Raw genomic sequence first — 21,536 nt, 5'->3', positions numbered from 1 at the left:
AGGCGATTGGCTGAGTGGCCGGTAAGAATATTTTTATGACAATAATCATATTTATGGTGAATACCTGTGAGCCGCAACTGACACGCTCGAGAACTGCTTGTAGTATTACTCAGGTTCGGTAGTTTATTCAGCGATAAGCATGGAGCGCTTGGCATGGAAACAACTTTTTCGGAAGTACTTGGGACGTGGGATGAGCAACAGCTGTCTAATCTGGCCGTGTTGCTGGAACTCCCGCCCGGTAACTCTTCATTGGCTTCAATTGAAGAGCAGATCAAGTGGCTTTATCACTCGAAGGCACGTGCAAAGGTAAAGTCTGCCTTTGGGCAAGGGGCGGAATTTCTCAAATCAGTGGTTGCTAAAGAGCCAGTGAGTCAGCAGGTAGAACTTGAGTATAAGGTGCCTACCTACGACGAACTGATATATCAAGCGGCAGACAAATTGAAGGTCAATGACGGTCGACCTTCTTTAGAGGAGGCCGAAAAGTATATTTCGCATGCCGTCATAATTGAGGCGCTAACTAAGATGAGCCCTCGTGAAAGGATCAAGTTTTTCGAAACTCAGGTGAATCTCGGTGCCGTAGTTGATAAGGGCAACAACGTCGATGGCGGGCTAAAGGGTCCTATCAGTACACTGGCTGCATTAGGTGCAGCTCAGGCGGGCGGATTTTCACTATACGTGGCTTCGACAACTGCACTTGGCTTCGTCACACATGCAGTCGGAGTTACGCTACCTTTTGCGGTTTATACTGGTATGACTTCAACGATCGCGTTTGTGATTGGGCCCGCAGGATGGCTTGCGGCTGGAACCTGGCTTGCTTGGAATGCGACTGGGCCGGAGTGGAAGAAGCTCATTCCTGTGTTGCTCTACATTATTGTGAATCGTAGTGCTACAGAGCTAGGATTGGAGTCTGCTGGCGCTGAGGAGCCTCGTGCATCATGAGCAAATCAAAGGAAATTCAGAGCTTCCTATTAGAGCGTTGTAAGCCTGATTCGCGACTTGCCAAGCGTAAATCTATGTGTATACTCGGCTCCAAGCATCAAGAAGGACGAGGTCGTCCTGCCAACCTGCCTACCCGGGCAAGGTGGTTTTCCGAATCGGAGATGTGGCCTGCGAGGCAACCAATAGGGTCCCCGCTTTCCTCCTTTTTGATGCTCCCGATTAACCAATCAGGAGTATATTAATGAACACTTTTCATACCAAAATACACGCTCTTTTCTCGCAGGATGAGCTAGTTGTGCTCAAGCTCTTCTACTCAGGGGTGCATGCCAGGCTGTTAAGGAAGGAGCATACTGGGGAGCCATGGGAGATTGTCAGTCGACATCGAAAGCTACCGAAGGAGCTTTACGCAGCTTTGAATGATGAACTGGCTTTCGTAGAAGTAGTGACAAAGGGGGCGAAGTAGATGGTGAACCTCGATCTTTTCCGGGATACATCTGATGAAAACGATTCGGAGCCTAAGTCCGAGCCTAAGTCCGAGCCTAAGTCCGAGCCGAAGTCCGAGCTAGAGTTTTCTGAGATCACCGCGCGGCTGATTGAAGTTGGCCACGCTGCGATTGTAGGTGGCTTGGAATGGAGGGGGCGGTTGCAGGTTCTTAAGCCCTATCGGAATTGCAACTCATTGTTTTCACTGAGAGATAGAGGGGGAGACTTACTTCAAACTCTGGAGACGGCGGAACTCTGTGACTTGATACGCGGCCTCACGCTTGCTGAACGCGACTTGTGGTACCCACGTCTTCATTCGAACTCACCGGTCCAATTCTTTTGCATGTATCTTCGGGATCATCACACGCGAGAAGTTGTTGAGCCTATCGTCGATTGGGTTTACAGGGAGACAACGAATCCGTATCTACCTTTCGGGAGATCGTTTGGCTCCGATGCAGGCGTACATACTTATGCAGAATATTTGGTGTTCCGGGCTAGCGATCGTGCTCGCCTACCGCGAAAGCTGGTTGCAGCATACTTTGAGACCGACTTTGTTGTGGATCTGGAGGATGCACTCTGCACCGTACATGCTGGTAAAACGGTGCCGGATGAACTTACCCGCTTTGTTGAAGCCAAGAGTGCTACTTCATGGGCTATTGTTTCGGCCTACAACCCGTATTCTAAGGAGTTGGCTCCGTGGGAAAACAAGAGGCGTCACCAGAGGCTCAAGCAAGCGCTTTTGAATCGGCGGCTACAGCATTATCCAGCAGTAGGTCGCAGCCCTGATGAAGCCTGGGAAGAGCCGAGCTTTTTGGTGCTGGGTCTAAGCAGTGGGGAAGCAAGGGCCCTCGGAGTGGACTTTGAGCAGAATGCGGTGCTCTTTGGTAGAACCGAGGGTTATGTGGAAATGCTTTTCTGCAACCCATGAGCTCTACCGCGCTCTATGACATGCGGCATTAGGTATTCTATTCTTCGTTATGATGATTTTTCTGCAACGCAAGGACCCTGAGCATGCCTCAGAGTGAAATGCGCCTTATCAAGAGCGTACTGGAATACCTGCCGAGGGGTGATTGGCCAACTATCGATGCAGAAGTTCGTGGTTTCTACGTGCTATACAATCACAGAAAGCGCCGCGGTAATGATGACAACTTTGATTTCGTCTATGTTGGTATGGCGCAGAATAACGTCAGGGGAAGGCTCAAAAATCACGCGAACTCCTGGAAAAAATGGGGCGAATGGACGCACTTCTCTGTGTTTGAAGTCTGGGACAATATCAGCCTACAAGAGATCGGCGAGTTAGAGGGTTTGTTCCGGCACTTGTACCGGTGGGATAGCAAAGCGAATAGCCTGAACATACAGCGATCTTATAAGCCACTTCAGAGGCTGCGCAGGGCAACTCACACTGTTCAAGGGCGTAACCAATTCAGATGGGTTAAAAAGCATGATGGCACTAGGGGGCCAAAGGATCAGGCTTGAGAAAGCTCCAGCCTTTTCAGTCTATGTCATGAGCATCATCCGAGCTATCTCACTGGTTGCGCTAGTTATTGCCGCTAACCAGGCGCTCGCGGACATCACAGGCCGCGTAGTAGCAGTCACTGATGGCGACACCATCAAAGTCCTGGACGCTAACAACAATCAACACAAGATACGACTCACTGGCATTGATGCTCCCGAGAAGAATCAGGCGTTTGGTAATGCCTCCCGTAAAAACCTGAACTCCCTGCTCGCTGGTAAGCAGGTGCGAGTGGAATCAGACAAGACAGATCGCTATGGGCGTGTCCTGGGTAAGGTCTGGGTACAGCCGTCAGACTGCCCTAGCTGCGGTAAGACTCTGGATGCTAACTACGCTCAGGTCTTTTCCGGTATGGCGTGGTGGTATCGATACTATGCCAAGGACCAATCAGCAGAAGACCGGGGGCGCTATGAGTCAGCGGAGGACGAGGCTAGGAAACGTAAGCGGGGGTTGTGGGTCGATGCGAATCCAGTAGCACCCTGGGACTTCCGTAGAGGTGGTCGTGATACCAAGGTCAGTGATAGTGATCTGCCAGCAGGCTGCGGATCAAAGCGGTACTGTAAGGAAATGAATTCCTGCGAAGAGGCCAAGTTTTATCTGACTCAGTGTGGTCGGTCTTCCCTGGATGGGAACAATGATGGGATACCGTGTAATTCGTTGTGCAAATGATTGCGATAATAGTTGAACACTAGTCAGAAAGGAGCATTAGAAATGACTACTGAAATGAAAACCTACGTAGCTACAGACCAGCACGGCAATACTGTGCATGTGTCTGCCTACACTGAGTCAGAGGCAAGGCAGAAGGCCGAGGAGGCGCTTGGCTGGGGAAATGTGATCAGCTTTAGGCGAGTATAATGCTGGCCTAATCTTGCGGACGACATTGTGGCTGGGTAAATAAGGACAATCTATGAATTCGTACGAACTCCATCTTCGAAGAAAGGCAAGCCTGGCGCAGAAACTCGAGGCCGAAAGAGTCCCCAAGCGGGAGAAAGAGCGAGACGCAGAGGCGGCTAAGAACTTAGAGGAGGAGCGAAAGGCGATTGCTTTGCAGGCTGGATACAATGGCACCGCTACACACTCGCAGATTCGGGCGAGCAAGGGGATGTGCGCGTGTAAAGCTTGTATTGAATCAGGAAAAGCGCACTCCCCGCATTTGGTTGCAAGTTACAACGCTTCCAAACGCGACATGTTAACCCCCGACACTTACGTAAGGCCTCCGGCTGCCATTCCGGAAGATATGGAGAGTGTCGCAATTAGGACTTACGGAAAATTTTTCCCCGAGGGTCCCGAGTGTAGGATGGTGCAGTTGTCTGCTCTAGCAACGGGCGAGTTTAACGTGAATGTTTATACCGCATATCCCCCGGAGTATGAGGATGATGGTGGCGGATGGTATTGCAACGAGGGCAAGCCAAGCGAATGCTTTAGATTCAGGCATTACTTTGACGCACACAATAAGGTGCGCGAAGTGGCTAAAGGCTACATGGGTTGTCTTGAGCAGGATCTGGCGGACGCAGCGGCGCAGATAGGCGAAAAGCAAAATACACTTACTGCTTTGGAAAAAGCCGCAATAATGGAGGAGCAGGACCGAGAGGCTTATAGCTTGTTTGAGGGTGAACAGCGAGCCAGTCTTTATGATGAGTTTTCTAGAATTGATCAGGCTTCACCCTTATCTCCTGGCACAGAGCCATTCGTGGAGTCTTTAGAACAGGCTCCTCCTCCAGGGTTTGCTGTCGGGCCGACTTTGACCGACCCGACTAGTGTCGATGGACGCAGAAACGACGCATGGTGGCAGGAAAAGAAGATAAGGGAAGATTCAGCTCGTAAAGCTCTAGGAAATGTAAACGAGATTCCAAGTAATCTCGATTCGCGACCAGAGAATGAGCAAGAATACTTATCAGAGCATGAATACTTGTTAGAGCATGAATACTTGCTAGAAGAGCAGGCTAGACAAAGGGAGCGAGGCGCGAGACTGAAAAAAGAGCAACCGTTGATAGTAAAAGCAATTGAGATTGCAAAAAATTCCGATTCTTCTACATTAAGAGCTCTCGCAGAAGATATCAGCTTATCTATCGAGACTAGAAGAATTTACGTGCTTTTCTCGAGCGAGCGGCAAGTTGATAGCGCTCTGTATATTAAGGCCATAAGTAATCTCTTCTTAACTGCACCAGATAAACAGTTGAGGGGTATATGGGACGAGAGGCACGAGTTATACCCTGAGCTCGGTGAGATAGAAGAGGGTATTCTAAGGAATGCTTTGAGAGATCGCATCAAAGGCATTACTCCCTAATGGGTACTCGTTTCAATTTACACAGGCCGGCAGCTCTCCTCTGGATCGGAACAATGATTAAATTCCGGGTAATCCCTTGGTTGTTGCTATGCCTGCAATAAATGGCTTTTATGGTGAGTGACGAATAGAGTGGAACTTGGCGAATTACTAGACAGGTCGGATGAGTTTCAGGATCTACTCATTCGTACCTCGACTGACGCTCTCTTTGAAGAGTCAGAAAGATATAGGCTTAGTAGGTCGGCCTGTGATCTTGCCATGCAGCATGCGCTGAGTTTTAAGCTGTTGCTAGCGGATGAACTTTTTGCGTCTGCAATACCGTTGGTAAGACTCCAGTACGATCTAGTGGTTCGAGCATTTTGGATATTTTATGTAGCCACTGACAATCAAATTGGCAAGCTGGGAGCTGATCTTTCCAATAGCGCGATCAAACGCGCGGATAGACTCCCTGGATTATCCGAAATGATGAAGCAGCTAGAATCGGATGCGCCAAAGAATGCACAGCCTGTCGTGGCCCACCTTCTAGAGTTCAAAGAGTATTCCTGGAAGCCGCTTAGCTCATTTGTTCATGGTGGTATTCATGCGATAAACAGACATCGCAATGGATACTCCATTGAAATTGTCAGCGATCTAGTAAAAAACTCGAACGCCCTAAACCATCTTGCGGCGCGATTGGCGGCCGTTCTGGCAGGTGACAAAACACTTCTCGCTATGCTGAATGCTTGCTGGCGTGATTACATCGACTGCTTGCCGATCGATAAGCGTTTGATGGTCTGAGCTACAGTTTTTTTTCAGCGTTGACCAGTCCTCCAAGCGGTCTTCGGGAGGACTACATGCTTTCCAACTAAACTTACCAAGATCGTATAGTCATTTACTCAATAGCATGTGGGATCTTATTGCCTTGGCGATCGGTGACACTACAGTCAATCAGTAAACCAGTTGATATCGACCGCATTAAGCGAACTCGTCGCTGTTACCGATGGCAGTTGATTGAGGCCCGAGCGAGATCGCAAATTCGCTAAACTGACTACCTTACTCTCCCAGTCCGTGTTTCTAGTTGTGGTCTGCTCCATGATGACCCCGAAGACACTGGGTGCAGCGCCTTTGCAGTTAGTTTCAACCTTCGAGCAGGTCGCTATAACCTTCCAGAACCCAGAGGGAACTGCGTGAGGCTCATCGGTGTTAGGTAGATCATCCATAGCCGTTTCGTAGAGAGGGCCGGTGATGACCCAGACAGTATTACCTCGCTTCACGAATCTCCTGACAGCCTCCTCGAGGTCCTTCCAGGGGCCCTGGTTGAGCGCAGCTGCCTGAGGTGTGATGTTGGAATAGTAATTAACCGAAGACGCTTCTGCGGTGCCTTTGAATGAAGCTAATGGAGCCAGGTGGCCACGATCATATTTCAGTGGCTCTGAGTTTGCCCCCTTGTAGTCATCTGGGCCGCTCGGCTCCAGGGTTTCGTCTTCTTCGAGCCAAGGATCGGCTCGCCACTTTCTTGTTAGGTCGAGACTGCCCCAGACCTCTTCAGGTGTAAGCCGATAAGCAACCCAGTCAGCAAACTTAGTAGTCTCGTTAGCTGACATCGCGTAGGTGTCGCGAATGATTAGATCGCTGGAGGGAGATGTGCCGGTCGGCATCCCGTAAATGATGTGCTTGTTATGGATCTGCTCGTAGTTCTGGGCAGTCGAATTGGCTGATAGTAAGAGCAGAGCGCCCAGAAATATCGCGCGGAGTGTATACGCTTTTCCTAACATGTCCGTTTTACTCATGACTTTCTCCTGGGTCAATAATCAGGCTGCCATCTAGTGCGAGCAGGGTTATATCCGTAGTGATAACTCTCAGCAGGTCGGCATGCACAGGGTGAAATTTCGAATTTTCTGGTCAAGCACAGAAGCCTCTGATTACACACGCAACTGTTCAGGCTCTATTCAACCTCGGAAGGCACCTGCTGGGATTTCATTAAAACGAAAATTCGCAGTCAACCAACTGTTCGATGGCATACTGAATGGCTCACTGGAACCTACAGTAATCTCTGGCATAATCTAGCAAAAGAGCATTATCGGTTTGCGTAGTCAATACGCCAGCTCTGTCCTTTTTTGCTAGATCTACCATTACGGTTGAGTTTGATGGTGTTCCCTCCCGCTCGAGAACCTGGAGATAGCAGTATTGATTCTCCGGCTCTACAAAGTCCTGCTTGGTGAAAGTACGACCGGTCACAACGTACTCACCGCTCTGGGTGCCAACTTGCAGGAATACAGTGTATTTTTCATGTGCAGGGACCGAATAAACATCGTCGACCTGTGAGTTCTGTATTGTGCTTAGAGATTTAGTAATCTCGGGGTCGTAGGAAACCGGCTCGATTTTTTCTGTGACCACTTTGGTATATGAAAAGTCGGCTTGATATACCCTATAAGCCAAAATTATGATCAGAACTGCACAGCAGAATATTGCGAGCGCGACCATTTTGTTAATATGGACGCGAGAGCGAAGTACCTCTGATACTTGGGTGTGTTTAGCGAGCTCCGCCTCGATCGCTCTATCCACAGCGGAAAAATCTGAACGCGCTGAATCGAGGGATTGCATGTCAGACCTTACCCGATGAATTCTGTATGTTCAGGAGTTTTTCATCATTGGTATAGAATGGTACATGTACAATTTCCCGCTTGATGATCTCAACAGGAACTTCAGTTTTAACCACGCGGTCCACTGGCACTTCTTGCGTTACGTTTCGCACAACTTCCTTAATGATCGGCTTGCGCTGAACCCTTCGGCGCTGGACCATCAATCGCCGGGCAGAATCGATAAGTCTATGCATATCGTGTCCAAGCGACCTACGGCCCCTTGGAGCATAGTTTGGAAGCCTAGGGTCTCTTATGACCAAGGAGGCTGCTGCGAGCATAATCCCTGTCAAAGCTACGAGGGTCGCAAGGCTACCAAACCAAATCATTGCGATATTCATAACCTGGTCGCGTTTCAAGTCTGCTGCCGATTCTGTACCGTAAAACATTTGCGCTGTTCGATAGATCTGGTTATCCCCGACTCGCTGATTGATATCCTCTCGTAGAGTAAGCCTTTGGTCATTGAGGGTATCGATATCGGAATTCAAGTTGGATATCACAGCTGCATTGTCCGAGAGCTGAGCCAGCTCCCGCTCTCTGATCTCCTTGCTCTCTTTCAGCTGCTCGGCATACTTGTTGTCAATAAGCTTTAGTTCTTCGTCGTAACCGTTTAGCTGGCCTTGAATATCACCTTCACGGGTTCCAATGCTCTCGGTATAACTCTTGTTTAGTGTCCTAATCTCAGCCTGGACATCGGAGATCTGAGCATCATAACGCGCTGTAAGTTCTTGCTGCTCCTGGCGAGAGCTGCCTGAACTAGAGTTTACATTGCTGCGCGCAGACTCAAGTCGCTCGCGAGCTAGTTCTACCTTGCGGCTTTGGGTTGCAGTCTTCTCCTCGGCCGATTTTTTTGTGGCGGACTTCGAGAAAAAAGAAGCCTTATCAATTTCCTTGGCGGATTCGCTTTTGACTTCATCCAGCCTGATTTGTTCTCGTTCATAATCTTGCGCCAGCTGGCGGATTTCCGCTGAGCGGTCTTTCTCAGCTCTGTCACTTTCGGACGCTACTCTTTGCCTAAGTAAATCAAGCTCCTGTGCGCGCTCTGCACGAACGGATTGCAAGTCACTCTGCAGGCTGTCAATCTGAGACAATAGCCCTTCAGAATATTCCGTCTGAACACTGGCACGTATCTCCCGTTTCCTGTCCTCGGCTGTGCTCGCCCGACTCTGTCTTTCGCCAGACATCGAACGGTAGCGTTCGTCGTAGTCGCGCTCAATTTTCTCCGCGGTTAGCGTCGCGGCACGTTCGCGTCGCTTCTGCTTTTCAATTAGTGTTTCATCGGCCGTAACAAGCTGTTTCTGGAGGCTGTCTATGGAAAAGTTCAGCGCATTAAAGTTTCTCTCGAAACCATTCGCCGCTGATTCAAACGTAATAAAGGCAATGAAGAGAAGCGATATGAGAAATATGCTTTTCCACAACCTAGATGTCGTCTTGTAGAACGCTTCAACGAAAGGAATCTTGGTGATCTCAACCAAGGCTACCATTACAAACGGGACGGCCGCGATAAACATGTTTGTATAGTCAGCAAACCTTAGCTCACCGGCTTTTGCATGCTGCATCTCATCAAATGAAGTACCGAATTGCATCACGGCGATACCTAGACCGATTGCCACGGCGCAAATCTCTATCATCCAGGCGAAATAGTAAAGTCGCTTGCCAATAAACTTACGCTCCTCACTCACCTCTGCCAGAAAGCTAACTTCATCGTTCCCAACAGTTTCGTTTAGCTGCACTGAATCCAAAATTTTTCTCCATCTAGAGTTTTTTGCAGCTTCCCTTCGAAAGTCTGTTGAGCCTGGTTACAAAAAGTTGTTTGTTTCACGCTCACAGCCTACATGCACGAGGTAAATAGAAATATGGTTTTGCGCGCCAATCGCACGTCCATTGGCGACATTGTTCTGAGAGGCGCTAGTGAGCATAGATTTTTAGACTCGCATAAACCTCGCTGTTTCCTTTCTGGCGTCAACGGACTTATTCTATGGATTTCTTTCCGCTCAAAATTCCAACAGGCACGTAGCTGAGGTTGACTGTTGATGCGGTCTGAGAGTGAGCATGCTCGGACCAGGCTGCATCTCGGTGCGGACATCCTGGCGTTCACTTGGTCGCAGCTAGATTCGTCATCAACAGCCGCGCTCGGGCCCCGCACTGTTCAAGCAAGTGGACTCCATCGTCAGCAGAGGTCTGCCTTAGAGTCGGTCTCAGTAGGCATGTGAGTAGTTTCTTGTTCATAGCGTCCGTGCTCTCTTAGAACGAGGATTGAACACTACCAAAACCACGGAGTTTATACAAAATAGCGGTTTACAATATCTTGATCTACTCGCAACGCGCAAGAGTTGATGCTGTGCCACGCACAAAGTGTTCAGCCGCCCCGACAATCTCTGGAGTGCGCTGCATTTACTATCACAACAAGAACTAATATCGATTGATGTAGGAGGCCTAATAAGCGTCACCACTCTCCAATTTTTTCTAGAGATAATACCTTACGAGATTCATCAGGCATCAAGTAATCCCTTTCTGTAAACTCAACGAGTATCTTGTCGCATGAAGACCTCATGCTCCCCTCTACCCAACTTTGGCATACGCGCATCTTGAAAATATCGTTGCCAGCCCGCTCAACAATTTCATAAGTTATTTGATCTTGATCACCGGCAGGATAAGGTAAATTTGAAGCGATACACCCTCGCAATGATGCTCGATTCAAAAATATTGCTGCCACAGTATTATCGCCATTCAATTCGGTCATGAGTTGGCCAAAACAGCCAGCAGGAATCAGTCCCGCTGAAGTTGAAAATTTACCATCCGAAATTTTATAATCAAGTTCACTGCTGGAGTCCCAGTCTTTGCTTAACAGTCGATTTAGCCGCTTGAAACTACTTTCAATATTGGGCATTGTTAAGTCAATTACTTCTTTCGTAACTATTAGTGAACGCCCATCAGCGCGTCGATTAATCATCCTTTGGAAAGCCGCGCTCTCCAGAAATTCTTGTGCTAGCACCTTTTGTCCCGGAGATATCTTCTCAACCCCCAACGCTAGAACTTTGAAGCGTTCAGTCATTACAACTTCGCCTTGCTCCTCGCTGAGCCGTGCACTCTTGAACAACTCAAATTGATACTCCTGCGTTAACAACAGATTATTACTGAGATGCGTCGAAAACTGATTCACATCTTCATCAGTTTTCGCAATTTCTGCAATGGACGCCCAGAAATTTATGTGCATTTCCTCCGTAATATATCCATCTGCCTTCATGACAATCATCATAATAGCCTGAGCCTCGTCTGGGAGCTGCGCATATGAGGGCGCAGCACATAGAAGGGCAGTGAGAATAAAACCAAACAGAAACTTCTTAATTGTTTTTTCCTTTTGTAAAAAGGCCACAATAAACATCCCTACATCTTTTTAGCATGGCGGGCTGTGTGTTTAGTCAGTCAACGTGCAGCCTAAGTCCGCTAAATCAGTTACGGCGCATAACTCCGAGACTACCAGTGCGGCAAGTGTTGCCGCTATCATCTCGAGTAGTGCTCAGGCTATCTGTCCGCCACGTCTATCCAGTATTGCTCCGCGTTGTTCCCAGGCTATCTGTACGATAAGTGTTGCCGTGATTGTCGCGCGTAGTACCCAGACTGTCGGTGCGTCAAGTTACGGGCGTCAGTCCGAAGTGCAATGGAGAGTGTTATTGCCTACATCCCTGCAAGTAGACGTCTGCTGCTTTGGCTGCTGGCATATGACGGTACCGCTGGGAGAAGTCATAGGCGTTCCGCCACTCCTTACACAAGACGTAAAGCTGGCCTCATTTAATACCGAATAGATAGCAGTAGCGCTTTGCTTTCGCTGGGCGGCAACTTGTTCGGGCGCGGGGGCGTTGGCTTGTTCAATACGTTCTTTTTCTCGTTTCTCAGCGTATTCGGGGTGTTGTTGACTCACTATCCAGTTGTATCTGCCAGTTAAGCAACCATCAGACCCTTCTTTATGATTTGGAAATAGATTAGTGCAGTACTCTTCAGCCTCGCCCCAATAAACCGCTGTTTGGTCCATGGATGGGCCTTTGGGTGGTGCAGCACAAGCACCCGCAAGCAGACAGCTTAGCAGAGCGACAGCGAGTGTATTTATCGACCTCATGGCTTTGCCTTCTCCTTTCGCATTCCTATTTTCAGAGCGCATAAGCTACGCCTTGAACCGCAATGGCAACATGGCTGAGAGCGTCAGCAGCGAGGCCGAGAACGACAGTTAAGATATCCGGTATTAGGTGTGGATTCAATCGGTCAACGCAACCGCTTCCAGCAATTCTTCCCTGACAATCGCCACATCTTCAGGCGCATCAATGCCCAGCTTGACCTGATTGCCTGCACCGTCCTGAAGTACGTCACTGAATACACCGATGCTGTGCTGGCTGGACCCAAGTCTCTGTCAGGAAATCTTACAAACCCCCGTCTCCTACCAAGCCTTAACGGGCTAAGTTATTGATATGTATCAGTGGGCATAAATCTTGCATTGAGATGATGAATAGGCGCATATGAGTGCGTGCACTTTCAATCTTGAGGCATAAGAAATGAGAATAGCAAAGTCAATTTTACCCATTTCGCTGCTAGTTTTATTAATGACAGCTTCTTCTGTGCATGCTGCGCTGCAGTCTCGCCTAAATGGACAGGCCTATTACGATACGGATACCAATCTGACTTGGACAACTAATGCAAATATCTATGGAACGCCACCGCCAGATTCAGGGGGAGGAGGGCGCGCCACTTGGTATAACGCTATGGTATGGGTTGAAACTTTGAGAGTTGAGGGCGTGGGTGGTTGGCGTTTACCTATTTCCGACCCTGCATGTTACTCAGTAGAGGAGCTGTGCGCGGCGAGTGAACATTCGGTGCTTTACTACCAAACTCTCGGTAATTCGTACGGCGCCTTGGTAAACACTGGGCCATTCATTAATATTCAAACGACCTTCAGATACTGGACTGGAAGTCTAGACCCAGATTGGGGTGACAATTCCTATGGATTAAGCTATTTCATGTCTAGTGGCGAGCAGTGGAGGGACGTTAAGGCAGCCAATCTTTGGATGTGGGCGGTTCAATCAGGGGATGTTTCCAATGTCCCCATCCCCGCCGCAGCATGGCTCTTCGGCTCTGCGCTGATTGGGTTGGGTGCACTGAAGCGCAAGAAAGTAGCTACAAGTGCATCGTAAGTGTATAAGCGGTAGTTCATCGATATATTTCAGAATAATTGCAGTGGTGATTTTGCTTCTCTTGACGATAGAAGTACGTGCAGCCACCGTGGTTAGCAATGGGTTATACGTTGTTGGAATAACAAATTTTGAGTTCAATTCCGACACTTATAATGTCGTTTTTGAAAAAGGGTGCTTTACAGCATGCCTGAATGATGGGCTTTATCCGTTCTTCGGAGAGATAAGTTTGTCCGCAGAGGCTAGAGATCAGATCAATATCTTACTGGAGGGTGTTCACGCTTCAAGAGTAGGATCAACGGCCGGCGATGAGTACTTTATCCCTACTGGTAATTCGGGCCTCATCTGGGGAACGGTTGGTGGTGAAAAGACTGTTTTTGGCTGGGCTTCAAGATCAGGCAATGTAATACCTAATAGTCAAACGGTATCAGCTGCATTCCACGTCGTCCCGATCCCCGCCGCAGCATGGCTGTTTGCGTCGGCATTACTTGGGTTGGGTGTGCTGAAGCGAAAGGTAGGGTAGAGAGTTATGGTAGTGACAAAATTCAAGCGCAGTTTGGTATCTCTGGCGGTGCTCCTTATATCGACACACGCGAGCGCAGCTTTGTACGATCGTGGCAATGGGCTTATTTACGACGATGTTCTCAATGTTACCTGGTTACATGATGCAGACTTTGGTGCCGGCAGTTCTTCTGACGACGGCACTAGTATCTCGGATCGGCGATTTACGCACGCTTCTGCTTTGGCGTGGGCGCAGCAGTTAGTTTATTTGGGGCATAATAACTGGAGATTACCTAACGTCTTCTACTCTATCGATGGCGAGGTTTTGGGTGGAGAGATGAATCATCTCATGTATGAGACTCTTGGCTGGGTAGCTTCAAACTCTTATCCTGACATCTACATTGACGCGACTACTGGCCAGGAAAGGTCGATAGCTGCAACCAGTTTCGCTTGGTATGCTCAGGCAAAGCCCAACCCGTACTACACCTACACCTTTCAAAGTAATTACCAAGAAGTAGGCTTCCAGCCTACGATTGGAACCAATGCAAGCGCGTGGGCGGTCGCCGATGGTGATATTGGCGCCGTCCCGATCCCCGCCGCAGCATGGCTATTTGGCTCAGCTCTGATGGGGTTAGGTGCGCTGAAGCGCAAGAAAGCCTGATACAGACTGCGTTCTGCTAGCCCGCCAAGCAAGGGCTTTTTATTGGTCTGGACTCTATCTTTTCCGTATTGTGCGAACAGGAACAACAAGGAAGTAAATGATGAATGGATTTATCACTAAGCCCCTGATTATTATCTCTCTGGCAGCAGCAATGACGGGCTGCAAATTATCCGTTCTGGTTTCTTCGGGTGGCGCCGTTCAGTCGGGCTCTGGATCGATGAATTGCTCAGGTCCAGATTATTGTGAGTTTGAGATTACTGACCCAAATTTTAGCGAGGTATTTACAGCCGTTGCTAGACCAGGTTATGAGTTTGAAAAGTGGCAGCGTGGTTCAGGCTTCTATTGTGGTGATTCCACCGATCCTGTTTGCTCAATAAACATCGACGGTGGCTCACTAGGTGATGCAATTGTCGCAGGGTTTGGCAATGGCCATATCATGCCCGTATTCAAGAACGTTGGTATCGATACTGATGCTGACGGGGTTCGAAACGAATTAGATGATGATGACGATAATGATGGCACTCTTGATGGAGATGATCGTTGCCCTCTAGATGCCGAGGACCAATGCGCAAATGGTACGCCGAGTATGCCGTTTGTCTTGAGTTTGGGTACACCTAATCCATTACTGAGGGAAAAAATCTATAACTATTACAGTTATGGTGCAAAGGAAAATGAAAAGCTCATAATTCACGCAGAACTCGATGAGCCTATGAATGATACTGAAAAAGCTCGGTGTGGAGCATCGCCTGGTAGCGGAACCACGGCAAGCACCTATGATACACAAATTCATGTATACGATGATGCCCTCAGTCGAATTGGCGGAATCTGTGGTGAAAACCTGGTCTTTTCGTTCTCCGAAGCCGGTGATTACATAATTCAATTTGACTACCCAACAAACGCACCAGGTAACGCTTATGTTGCATCTATCTTGGGTTCATCTGCAATATCTGACCCCACCGGCGAAATAGGTACTCCTAGCGTACCGGCAAATTTAGAGCCCGGTGTAGAGCACCCTATTTCTGCGAACACTTTCTACAATTACTTTCAATATCAGGCGGGTACGAACGAGAGAATTATCTTGCAGGCCATACTAGATACACCGCTCTCAGGTCAGCAAAAGGCGCGATGTTCTGCGAACCCCGGATACGATACTCAAATTCGCGTTTACGATGCCAATATGGACTTAGTTGGTCTGGTCTGTGGTGAGACTTTAGATTTTACTTTCCCAGAGACCGGTACATACATTTTTCAGTTCAGTTACGCTGCGCAAAGCGCTGGATATTTTGTGGCTGCTATAGTTGATTAGAGCAAGGTCGATGGCGGCGTAAAACCGTGCCGGCTTGACGCTCAAGAGTCCTGCGGCTAACACCCACCCAGCACCACCACATCCCCCTGCATAACCGCCAACGCCACATCAGTAGCCACCACGCTCCTCAGGTCACCATCTTCATCACCATCGAGGTTGATGCAGAACCCCATCCAGAACTTGATCTGCTGAGCAGAGTTCCCTGCGTGCTGGAGGTATTGCTCGAGGGCTTCCTGGTGGCGCTGGACTTCACCTGCTTCGGCTTCCAGGTAGTCGAGGGTGAGTGTTGTTAGGTGGTTGATGGTCATGGTTTTGAGGATAGCAGTTGTAGGAGGTTTGGCTATGCTGGGTTTGTAGTCATACAACAGGAGCCAACCCCGTGCAGATTCAAAGCGAGATAACACTGAACATCCCTCAGCAGCTAATAGACCTGTTTGCTGCCCAAGTCGCTGATCAAGTTGTGGCAAGGATAAACAATCAGCGAGCAAGCGCCCCAGCTCAAGTGCCAAAACCGCCGAAACCAGCTAAACAAGATGATTACCCTGTCGAGGTGACGTTCCTGCGGCTGCCTGAGATCGTAAAGCGGGTAGGGCTGTGCAGGAGCTCTATCTACGCGAAGATGGCTGACGGTACGTTTCCGTTGTCTGTGAAGCTGGGGGGTAGGTCTGTGGCATGGCGGCGGGTGGATGTGGAAACGTGGGAGGCTGATCCGCTAGGTTATGGTGGCTGGCGACGGGGCTGAAGCAGCTTGGTCAGGGTGGTGAGCAGTTGAAAAAGTAGGTAAATAACATCTTTCATGCTGTCCGACAGTAATTTCTGTCGGTGAAAGCGGCAATAGCTAACCTTCTGATACTATTGGGAAATTACTAATTCGCCTTGCACAGGTTGGCGCTATTCGCAAAATGGGGATTGTAAACGATGAGTAGCTACGTATTTAAGTGGAACCCGAGCAAATGGCCTGTTGAGGAGTTTAAGGAATATGTGGCCCGAGCAAAGTCGGGAGAACAGCTACGTTTCAGCTGCGGCAACACTAGGAAGATCAAGCCTGGTGATGGTTTTTTCCTAATGAAAGTGGGGGAGGGTTATCGGGGCATAATCGGCGCGGGAACCGTCGCTAGCACACCGTATGAAAGTGAAAATTTTGAAGAGGATGAAGCGGGTAAACTAATACTCTATGTTGATTTGGATTTTGATTATCTTGGAGATCCAAGTAAGGCGCTTATAGTGGATAGCTCTGAATTGACGTTAGAACCCTTTACTTGCAACGCCTGGACAGTTCAAGGAACGGGGAAAACAGTTCCTGATCTAGTAGCAGAGTCTTTGAAGGCCCTTTTTGACCAGAGAATTGGAGTGAATCAGTTCGTCTTGGCCGACGAAATAAGTAATACGAAGGGGCTACCAGAAGGCGCAAGAACTAGCATTTTTGTAAACCGATATGAGCGGAACCCTGAGGCGAGGAAAAGGTGCTTGGAGCACCATGGTCACGAATGTAAAGTTTGTGGGGTCAGCTTCTGGAAGAGGTATGGTGAGATCGGTCGAAACTACATTCATGTTCATCACGTGGTACCACTTTCGACAGTTGGAGATGGGTACGAGGTGGATCCCGTAGCGGACTTGGTGCCAGTTTGTCCGAACTGCCATTCAATGCTACATAAAGGAAAGCCAAACCCTTACACAGTAGAAGAACTAAGAAAGATTTTTACGCAATACAATAGTTGAAATGTTTGGGCCTCTCGTTCCACAAAGTCCTGACGATAAACCTGCCAGTGTCTTGCTGGAGCGTATCCGGGCCAAACTAAGCTAAAAGGCTGTTTATGAAATCATCTACTCTACACGCTACTTTGACGGCCAAGGCCCTCTTCGATGAGGCTCACTCCCTTGTTGATTCCGGCAATGTCTATTCTTGCTCTGCGGGCTTAGTTTTGCTGCAGGATGCAGTTGAGTTAATTGTTTTAGGCCTCCTGGGCGAGATTGGTGTGGATGAGGCGAAAAACCTGGAAAAGAAAAGCTTTGATGAGCTTCTTGGCGAGCTAAAAAATACAGGCACACCGATGCCAAAGATAGGCACGGTAAAGGCGCTTAACAAGCAACGAGTTATAACCAAACACTATGGACAGTTGGCTCAACCCGACACAGTTAGGAACTATTTTGTTGCATCCAATATGTTGGTTGGAGCGGCGCTAAGGCACGTTCTGGGTAAATCTATTGACGAGATTTTGGTAACAGAGCTGTTGCCGGAATGTGAGGCAAAAACACTTTTAGACATGGCGATAGAGAAGAAAGATCAGGGAGACTACCTTGGGTGCCTTATAGATGTTCGGAGAGCTTTCTACGTCGAGTATGAACAGGAGTATGCAATACATCGATGGGCAGATGCGGAATCCAGTAGCGATGGCTTGTTTGCTGCACTTGCCCGAGGTGGTATGAAGGCGCCTTACTACACCAGGAGCAAGGATTGGATCGAGAAGAACGTCAAGACTCCAGGCGACTATGTACAAGTGGACTTGAACACCTTGCGTAGTGACTCTCTTGAGTGGGGCGTGAGTACCTCTCTCGTAGAGAATATTATGAGACTCACACCTCAGGTCTTTCGACCGGAAAAGGATTCCGAGTGGCGCGTTGAGTATGATCGACACTTTCCAGCAAATGAGGCAAATGAAGCTAACTGCAATTACTGTCTAGACGGTGCTATATCTATTCTTGGAAAGAAAAAAGAGCATGAGCAGGCGCGCCGTTGGCCGAGGCGGGAGCGATTTGATGCCCCTAAGACCATCTATATAGGTCGGTGTCTCTATAAGCTAGCTCGAGCTGATTCAGAGGTCGTGCACGAAATTCAGGAAGGATTTGTTTACAATGTAAGTATGTATGTGTCGGGCTTTTTGGAGGGAGAACAATTCCTTCATGTATCAGGAAATAGGCCCCCAAATGATGAAAATGAATATGGAAGTGATTTTGTTCGTGGTTACTTGCTTGACGAGGGGGACAATGAAGAGGACCCAGGGTGATTAGCATTTATTCAGTACTGGTTACGCGTTGTAACCCATCCCCCGGCATAGTCAGCCGCTCCAGACCGTAATAACTGGCTCTTCATCACTAACGGGGGAAACAGGCATCCATTAGACTGAGTTTGCGAAGATCCTGAATGGAGAGAATGCCAATCATTACCCCCCAACAGCAAACCGCCCCTCCAGATACCCCACAATATCCCCAGACTCATACAACCACTGAACCCCAGCCTCACCCTCATCAATCCGCAAACACGGCACCTTCAAGTCCCCACCACCAGCTAGCAATTCTGCCCGTGCAGTTTCACAGCGCTTGATATCACGGGTCTGGATATTCAGTTGTTGGCGTTTCATAGTCCGGCGCACCTTCACGCAGAAGGGGCAGGCGCGGTACTGGTACAGAGTCAGGCTGGCAGTTTGGTTGTCGATGGTGGCTTGCAGGGCTGCATCACGCTTGATGCTTCTGGGTGTAAATGCCCAGTTCAGCAATAGAATCAGTTGGCCGAGGATAAGGCGGATGAGGCGCATGGTGCTGTCCTGTCAGTCGCTATGAGTGACCAACCGACTCTGGGATCACAGGTGTTACCCCTGTGGCCAGCATAGTCGGATGCTCTAAGCAGTTATAACTCTATGATTTATATGAAAAATGGTGGGCCCGGAAGGACTTGAACCTTCGACCTGCCGATTATGAGTCGGATGCTCTAACCAGCTGAGCTACGGGCCCTTGTACGTTGCACAGCCAGAGTGTGTGCGAGAAGGCGCGATTATAAAGTAACTGCTGGCGGTGTCCATAGGCTGCTGTCGTTATGAGTCTGTGATATCCGTCTGACTGACGCTAGAAAACTGATTGATCTTCATCCTACGCGCTGAGTTCTGGTAGGACTTTGTCCGCAACTAGCTGCAAGGTTTCCCAACCCAGCTCGGGCGGGCAGCCGCCCACGAGGGGGTGCATCATTAAAGGTCCGGATTGCTCAATCATATCCAGAGCCTGCTGTGGGCTGAGGATACGATAAGCGGCATTTTGCTCGCGGATCTGATCCACCGTAGTGGCGAAACTGGTCACCGCAGTTCGGTCTTCTCCTTCCCACTCCCGATACATCTTTATATCGTGCAGCATGTGCGGCCCGATGTTGGCCCAGGCTTTATCCATGTCTTCGGCTACGAATACGCATTGCGCTGATCCTGGCTCGGGGACTGCGGCGGCACCGGGTTCATGCCCAGCATTGATAGAGGCCTCATTGAATACGTCGAGTAGCTCTGGAGTGCCGCCATTGGCAAAGAAGCCAAAGCCGAATTTGCCGGCGCGTCTAGCCGCCACCTTAGTATGTCCGCCATAGGCGATAGTAATGCCCGGTAGTGACTGAGGCTTGGGAGTGATCTGGATTTTGCGTCCCTCATGCTCAAATGATTCTCCGCTCAGGCCTTGTAATAACAGCGCAATTTTCTCCTCTATGATCTGTCCCCGGTCTGCCATGTTGACGCCAAACATGTCGTACTCTTCCTGCCGATAACCCAGCCCAATGATGTAGCTGACGCGGCCCTCAGACAGAATGTCGAGGACGGCCATGTCTTCCGCCAGTTTGATCGGATCATAGAAGTTGAGTAGCACCACACCTATCGAGATTGGCAGCGCTTGAGTATTGGCAGCGAAACTGGTGGCCAACAGTAATGGCGAGGGCAGGTAGTTATCCCATGCGGCGTGATGCTCAGAGATCATAGCCGTAACACAGCCGTTGCTCTCACCCCATTTGACCATGGCATTGGCTGCTTTGTACCGCTGCATGATCGCTACCCGATCATCCGTGGGTGCGCGCATATCGAAGCGTAGAATATACATCGCTGGTTTGAGCGCCCTTTACCGTTGTTTCAGGGCAATTTTAATTTTTGCGTTATAGATAACATCCGGCTCCGCTGCGGCCGCATTTTCGTCCAGGTACGCTTCATAGCCGCGTTCCTGAAATAAGTGCAGGCGGAAGAATGCAGCTGCGTAAAGGTTCTGCAAACGGACCGCTTTCTCGATGGGAAAGGCGTCTTCACTGCAAGTTTCCATGTAGGGACCGATCAAAGCGGCGGCGCCAATAATGGGCCAGATATCCATGGTAAGGCCGTTGTCTATCAGCCAGTTACCGATGCCACAGATATTGGCAAAGTGGGTATGGGTCGCGCCAATGATGTCGATCTGTATGACCTGCGGTGAGTTGACCAGAGACATGAAGGCAAAATCATTGTTCTCAATCGGCACAGAAGTATCCAGGGTGCCGCCCAACAGTAATACCGGTATCTCCACACCCGCCATATCTTCGGCGCTATAGGCGTCCAGAATTACACCGGAGATGGGCATTATTGCTTTGACGCGTGGATCGGCGGGGGTGTCTTCATAGCCGGCTGCAACGCCCATGGAGGTAAAGCCCCCGCCTGAATGGCCCAGTACGCCAATCCGCTCGGGGTTTATCGAGCCGCTGAACATCCCCATATCGGGGTCATTGAGTTCAAGCATCGAGTCGATGATAAAAGAGATGTCGGGCACTCTGTTGGCAGCGGCTACCGCGCCACTATCGCTGTTGTCGGAGCTGGTGTTACCGGTGTGTTCGGGCGCGACCACAACAAAGCCGTGGCTGGCCAGATGCTCCATTAGCGGAGTTGATTGGTCCTTGGTGCCGCCAAAGCCATGTGAAAATACGAGTAGGCCGCGTGTGGTTGAAGCATCGATGGGTATACCTTCAAACGCCATAGGTGACTCGATACCCGCATTACCCTGCAAGGGGTATATGGTTGCCATGGCACCTTCGGTATCGGCGGCATCAGCGGGGTACCAGATTTCGGCGGGTAAGACTCTGTTGCCGCGCAATTCATCAATAAAACTCATTGTGGTGTGGCCCACGGCGTAAATGCCGGTGGCGGCCGGGTCAGCCACTGGCACAGAGTTGTTGTTATCTGAGCATGCGCCAAGGCATAGCGTTAACGCCGCGGCTATAAGCAGGGTTACCGAGTTGACGTTAGTTGAAGATTCGCTGGGTGTGTGGCGGTAGATGAGTGAGCGCATGAA

The 21,536-nt window shown here is 49.4% G+C and carries 23 protein-coding genes, 1 tRNA gene and 1 riboswitch; of the genes, 14 read left to right on the top strand and 10 right to left on the bottom strand.

Annotated elements, in window-relative coordinates; all coding sequences use genetic code 11:
- Positions 1–153: 153 nt before the first annotated feature.
- From EYC98_RS21305 to EYC98_RS21275, 7 genes are all read left to right on the top strand, one after another.
- Complete coding sequence (locus EYC98_RS21305; protein ID WP_279247430.1) at positions 154–939, top strand: hypothetical protein; 786 nt, start codon at positions 154–156, stop codon at positions 937–939.
- 89 nt (positions 940–1,028) lie between these two features.
- Positions 1,029–1,132, top strand: a riboswitch (SAM-I-IV-variant riboswitch).
- A gap of 270 nt (positions 1,133–1,402) precedes the next feature.
- Positions 1,403–2,350, top strand: a complete 948-nt coding sequence (locus tag EYC98_RS21300; protein WP_279247429.1) for a DUF3293 domain-containing protein — start codon at positions 1,403–1,405, stop codon at positions 2,348–2,350.
- 83 nt (positions 2,351–2,433) lie between these two features.
- Positions 2,434–2,898 (top strand): GIY-YIG nuclease family protein, encoded by a 465-nt coding sequence (locus tag EYC98_RS21295; protein WP_279247428.1) that lies wholly within the window; start codon positions 2,434–2,436, stop codon positions 2,896–2,898.
- Positions 2,899–2,926: 28 nt separating this feature from the next.
- Positions 2,927–3,604 (top strand): thermonuclease family protein, encoded by a 678-nt coding sequence (locus EYC98_RS21290; protein WP_279247427.1) that lies wholly within the window; start codon positions 2,927–2,929, stop codon positions 3,602–3,604.
- 42 nt (positions 3,605–3,646) lie between these two features.
- Positions 3,647–3,790, top strand: a complete 144-nt coding sequence (locus tag EYC98_RS21285; protein ID WP_279247426.1) for a hypothetical protein — start codon at positions 3,647–3,649, stop codon at positions 3,788–3,790.
- A 52-nt stretch (positions 3,791–3,842) separates the two neighbouring features.
- Positions 3,843–5,222, top strand: coding sequence for a hypothetical protein (locus EYC98_RS21280; protein ID WP_279247425.1), 1,380 nt, complete (start codon positions 3,843–3,845; stop codon positions 5,220–5,222).
- A 129-nt stretch (positions 5,223–5,351) separates the two neighbouring features.
- The gene (locus tag EYC98_RS21275) at positions 5,352–5,996 is read left to right on the top strand and encodes a DUF6988 family protein (RefSeq protein ID WP_279247424.1); all 645 of its coding nucleotides are present in this window, start codon (positions 5,352–5,354) and stop codon (positions 5,994–5,996) included.
- A 146-nt stretch (positions 5,997–6,142) separates the two neighbouring features.
- Here the strand turns inward: EYC98_RS21275 and EYC98_RS21270 are convergent, their stop codons facing one another.
- The 5 genes from EYC98_RS21270 to EYC98_RS21835 form a co-directional block, all read right to left on the bottom strand.
- Positions 6,143–6,988: a DNA/RNA non-specific endonuclease gene (locus EYC98_RS21270; protein WP_279247423.1), complete on the bottom strand. Its 846-nt coding sequence runs from the start codon at positions 6,986–6,988 to the stop codon at positions 6,143–6,145.
- A gap of 241 nt (positions 6,989–7,229) precedes the next feature.
- Positions 7,230–7,802: a hypothetical protein gene (locus EYC98_RS21265; protein ID WP_279247422.1), complete on the bottom strand. Its 573-nt coding sequence runs from the start codon at positions 7,800–7,802 to the stop codon at positions 7,230–7,232.
- Between the two features lies 1 nt (position 7,803).
- Positions 7,804–9,579 (bottom strand): coiled-coil domain-containing protein, encoded by a 1,776-nt coding sequence (locus EYC98_RS21260; protein WP_279247421.1) that lies wholly within the window; start codon positions 9,577–9,579, stop codon positions 7,804–7,806.
- Between the two features lie 704 nt (positions 9,580–10,283).
- Positions 10,284–11,213, bottom strand: a complete 930-nt coding sequence (locus EYC98_RS21255) for a hypothetical protein (protein ID WP_279247420.1) — start codon at positions 11,211–11,213, stop codon at positions 10,284–10,286.
- A gap of 876 nt (positions 11,214–12,089) precedes the next feature.
- Positions 12,090–12,215 (bottom strand): carbon storage regulator, encoded by a 126-nt coding sequence (locus EYC98_RS21835; RefSeq protein ID WP_420887208.1) that lies wholly within the window; start codon positions 12,213–12,215, stop codon positions 12,090–12,092.
- Between the two features lie 169 nt (positions 12,216–12,384).
- Between EYC98_RS21835 and EYC98_RS21250 the strand changes: the two genes are divergently transcribed.
- The 4 genes from EYC98_RS21250 to EYC98_RS21235 all read left to right on the top strand — a co-directional run bounded on the left by EYC98_RS21250 (position 12,385) and on the right by EYC98_RS21235 (position 15,485).
- The gene (locus EYC98_RS21250; RefSeq protein WP_279247419.1) at positions 12,385–13,020 is read left to right on the top strand and encodes a VPLPA-CTERM sorting domain-containing protein; all 636 of its coding nucleotides are present in this window, start codon (positions 12,385–12,387) and stop codon (positions 13,018–13,020) included.
- A gap of 61 nt (positions 13,021–13,081) precedes the next feature.
- A complete protein-coding gene (locus tag EYC98_RS21245; protein ID WP_279247418.1) occupies positions 13,082–13,540 on the top strand; it encodes a VPLPA-CTERM sorting domain-containing protein in 459 nt (152 codons plus the stop codon).
- Positions 13,541–13,552: 12 nt separating this feature from the next.
- Positions 13,553–14,179: a hypothetical protein gene (locus EYC98_RS21240; RefSeq protein ID WP_279247417.1), complete on the top strand. Its 627-nt coding sequence runs from the start codon at positions 13,553–13,555 to the stop codon at positions 14,177–14,179.
- A 97-nt stretch (positions 14,180–14,276) separates the two neighbouring features.
- Positions 14,277–15,485 carry a hypothetical protein gene (locus EYC98_RS21235; RefSeq protein WP_279247416.1) on the top strand — a complete coding sequence of 403 codons (1,209 nt, stop codon included), beginning with the start codon at positions 14,277–14,279 and terminating at the stop codon, positions 15,483–15,485.
- A gap of 56 nt (positions 15,486–15,541) precedes the next feature.
- Here EYC98_RS21235 and EYC98_RS21230 read toward each other — a convergent pair whose 3' ends face one another.
- Positions 15,542–15,889 (bottom strand): hypothetical protein, encoded by a 348-nt coding sequence (locus tag EYC98_RS21230; protein WP_279247455.1) that lies wholly within the window; start codon positions 15,887–15,889, stop codon positions 15,542–15,544.
- Between EYC98_RS21230 and EYC98_RS21675 the strand changes: the two genes are divergently transcribed.
- From EYC98_RS21675 to EYC98_RS21215, 3 genes are all read left to right on the top strand, one after another.
- Entirely contained in the window at positions 15,865–16,227 is a 363-nt protein-coding gene (locus EYC98_RS21675) for a helix-turn-helix transcriptional regulator (RefSeq protein ID WP_320415572.1), read from the top strand. The genes EYC98_RS21230 and EYC98_RS21675 overlap by 25 nt on opposite strands.
- 176 nt (positions 16,228–16,403) lie before the next feature.
- A complete protein-coding gene (locus EYC98_RS21220; RefSeq protein ID WP_279247415.1) occupies positions 16,404–17,204 on the top strand; it encodes an HNH endonuclease in 801 nt (266 codons plus the stop codon).
- A gap of 95 nt (positions 17,205–17,299) precedes the next feature.
- Entirely contained in the window at positions 17,300–18,490 is a 1,191-nt protein-coding gene (locus EYC98_RS21215) for a hypothetical protein (protein WP_279247414.1), read from the top strand.
- Positions 18,491–18,646: 156 nt separating this feature from the next.
- On the opposite strand, the gene EYC98_RS21210 is transcribed toward EYC98_RS21215, so the two are convergent.
- The 4 genes from EYC98_RS21210 to EYC98_RS21195 form a co-directional block, all read right to left on the bottom strand.
- Positions 18,647–19,018, bottom strand: coding sequence for a glutaredoxin family protein (locus tag EYC98_RS21210; RefSeq protein WP_279247413.1), 372 nt, complete (start codon positions 19,016–19,018; stop codon positions 18,647–18,649).
- 119 nt (positions 19,019–19,137) lie between these two features.
- Positions 19,138–19,214 (bottom strand) — tRNA-Ile (locus tag EYC98_RS21205).
- 135 nt (positions 19,215–19,349) lie between these two features.
- Entirely contained in the window at positions 19,350–20,273 is a 924-nt protein-coding gene (locus tag EYC98_RS21200) for an LLM class flavin-dependent oxidoreductase (RefSeq protein ID WP_279247412.1), read from the bottom strand.
- 72 nt (positions 20,274–20,345) lie between these two features.
- Positions 20,346–21,533, bottom strand: a complete 1,188-nt coding sequence (locus tag EYC98_RS21195) for an alpha/beta hydrolase family protein (protein ID WP_279247411.1) — start codon at positions 21,531–21,533, stop codon at positions 20,346–20,348.
- Between the last annotated feature and the right edge of the window lie 3 nt (positions 21,534–21,536).

This window comes from Candidatus Litorirhabdus singularis (assembly GCF_026262625.1).
Taxonomy (GTDB): domain Bacteria; phylum Pseudomonadota; class Gammaproteobacteria; order Pseudomonadales; family Halieaceae; genus Litorirhabdus; species Litorirhabdus singularis.
This window is presented reverse-complemented; position numbering and strand designations above follow the sequence as displayed.

What these genes read in the sequence shown, in the direction of transcription:
- EYC98_RS21295 (WP_279247428.1), top strand. Translation starts at nt 2,434, where the DNA reads ATGCCTCAGAGTGAAATGCGCCTTATCAAGAGCGTACTGGAATACCTG.
- EYC98_RS21280 (WP_279247425.1), top strand. Translation starts at nt 3,843, where the DNA reads ATGAATTCGTACGAACTCCATCTTCGAAGAAAGGCAAGCCTGGCGCAG.
- EYC98_RS21285 (WP_279247426.1), top strand. Translation starts at nt 3,647, where the DNA reads ATGACTACTGAAATGAAAACCTACGTAGCTACAGACCAGCACGGCAAT.
- EYC98_RS21235 (WP_279247416.1), top strand. Translation starts at nt 14,277, where the DNA reads ATGATGAATGGATTTATCACTAAGCCCCTGATTATTATCTCTCTGGCA.
- EYC98_RS21195 (WP_279247411.1), bottom strand. Translation starts at nt 21,533, where the DNA reads ATGCGCTCACTCATCTACCGCCACACACCCAGCGAATCTTCAACTAAC.
- EYC98_RS21265 (WP_279247422.1), bottom strand. Translation starts at nt 7,802, where the DNA reads ATGCAATCCCTCGATTCAGCGCGTTCAGATTTTTCCGCTGTGGATAGA.
- EYC98_RS21300 (WP_279247429.1), top strand. Translation starts at nt 1,403, where the DNA reads ATGGTGAACCTCGATCTTTTCCGGGATACATCTGATGAAAACGATTCG.
- EYC98_RS21270 (WP_279247423.1), bottom strand. Translation starts at nt 6,988, where the DNA reads ATGAGTAAAACGGACATGTTAGGAAAAGCGTATACACTCCGCGCGATA.
- EYC98_RS21210 (WP_279247413.1), bottom strand. Translation starts at nt 19,018, where the DNA reads ATGCGCCTCATCCGCCTTATCCTCGGCCAACTGATTCTATTGCTGAAC.
- EYC98_RS21220 (WP_279247415.1), top strand. Translation starts at nt 16,404, where the DNA reads ATGAGTAGCTACGTATTTAAGTGGAACCCGAGCAAATGGCCTGTTGAG.
- EYC98_RS21290 (WP_279247427.1), top strand. Translation starts at nt 2,927, where the DNA reads ATGAGCATCATCCGAGCTATCTCACTGGTTGCGCTAGTTATTGCCGCT.
- EYC98_RS21250 (WP_279247419.1), top strand. Translation starts at nt 12,385, where the DNA reads ATGAGAATAGCAAAGTCAATTTTACCCATTTCGCTGCTAGTTTTATTA.
- EYC98_RS21200 (WP_279247412.1), bottom strand. Translation starts at nt 20,273, where the DNA reads ATGCAGCGGTACAAAGCAGCCAATGCCATGGTCAAATGGGGTGAGAGC.
- EYC98_RS21215 (WP_279247414.1), top strand. Translation starts at nt 17,300, where the DNA reads ATGAAATCATCTACTCTACACGCTACTTTGACGGCCAAGGCCCTCTTC.
- EYC98_RS21305 (WP_279247430.1), top strand. Translation starts at nt 154, where the DNA reads ATGGAAACAACTTTTTCGGAAGTACTTGGGACGTGGGATGAGCAACAG.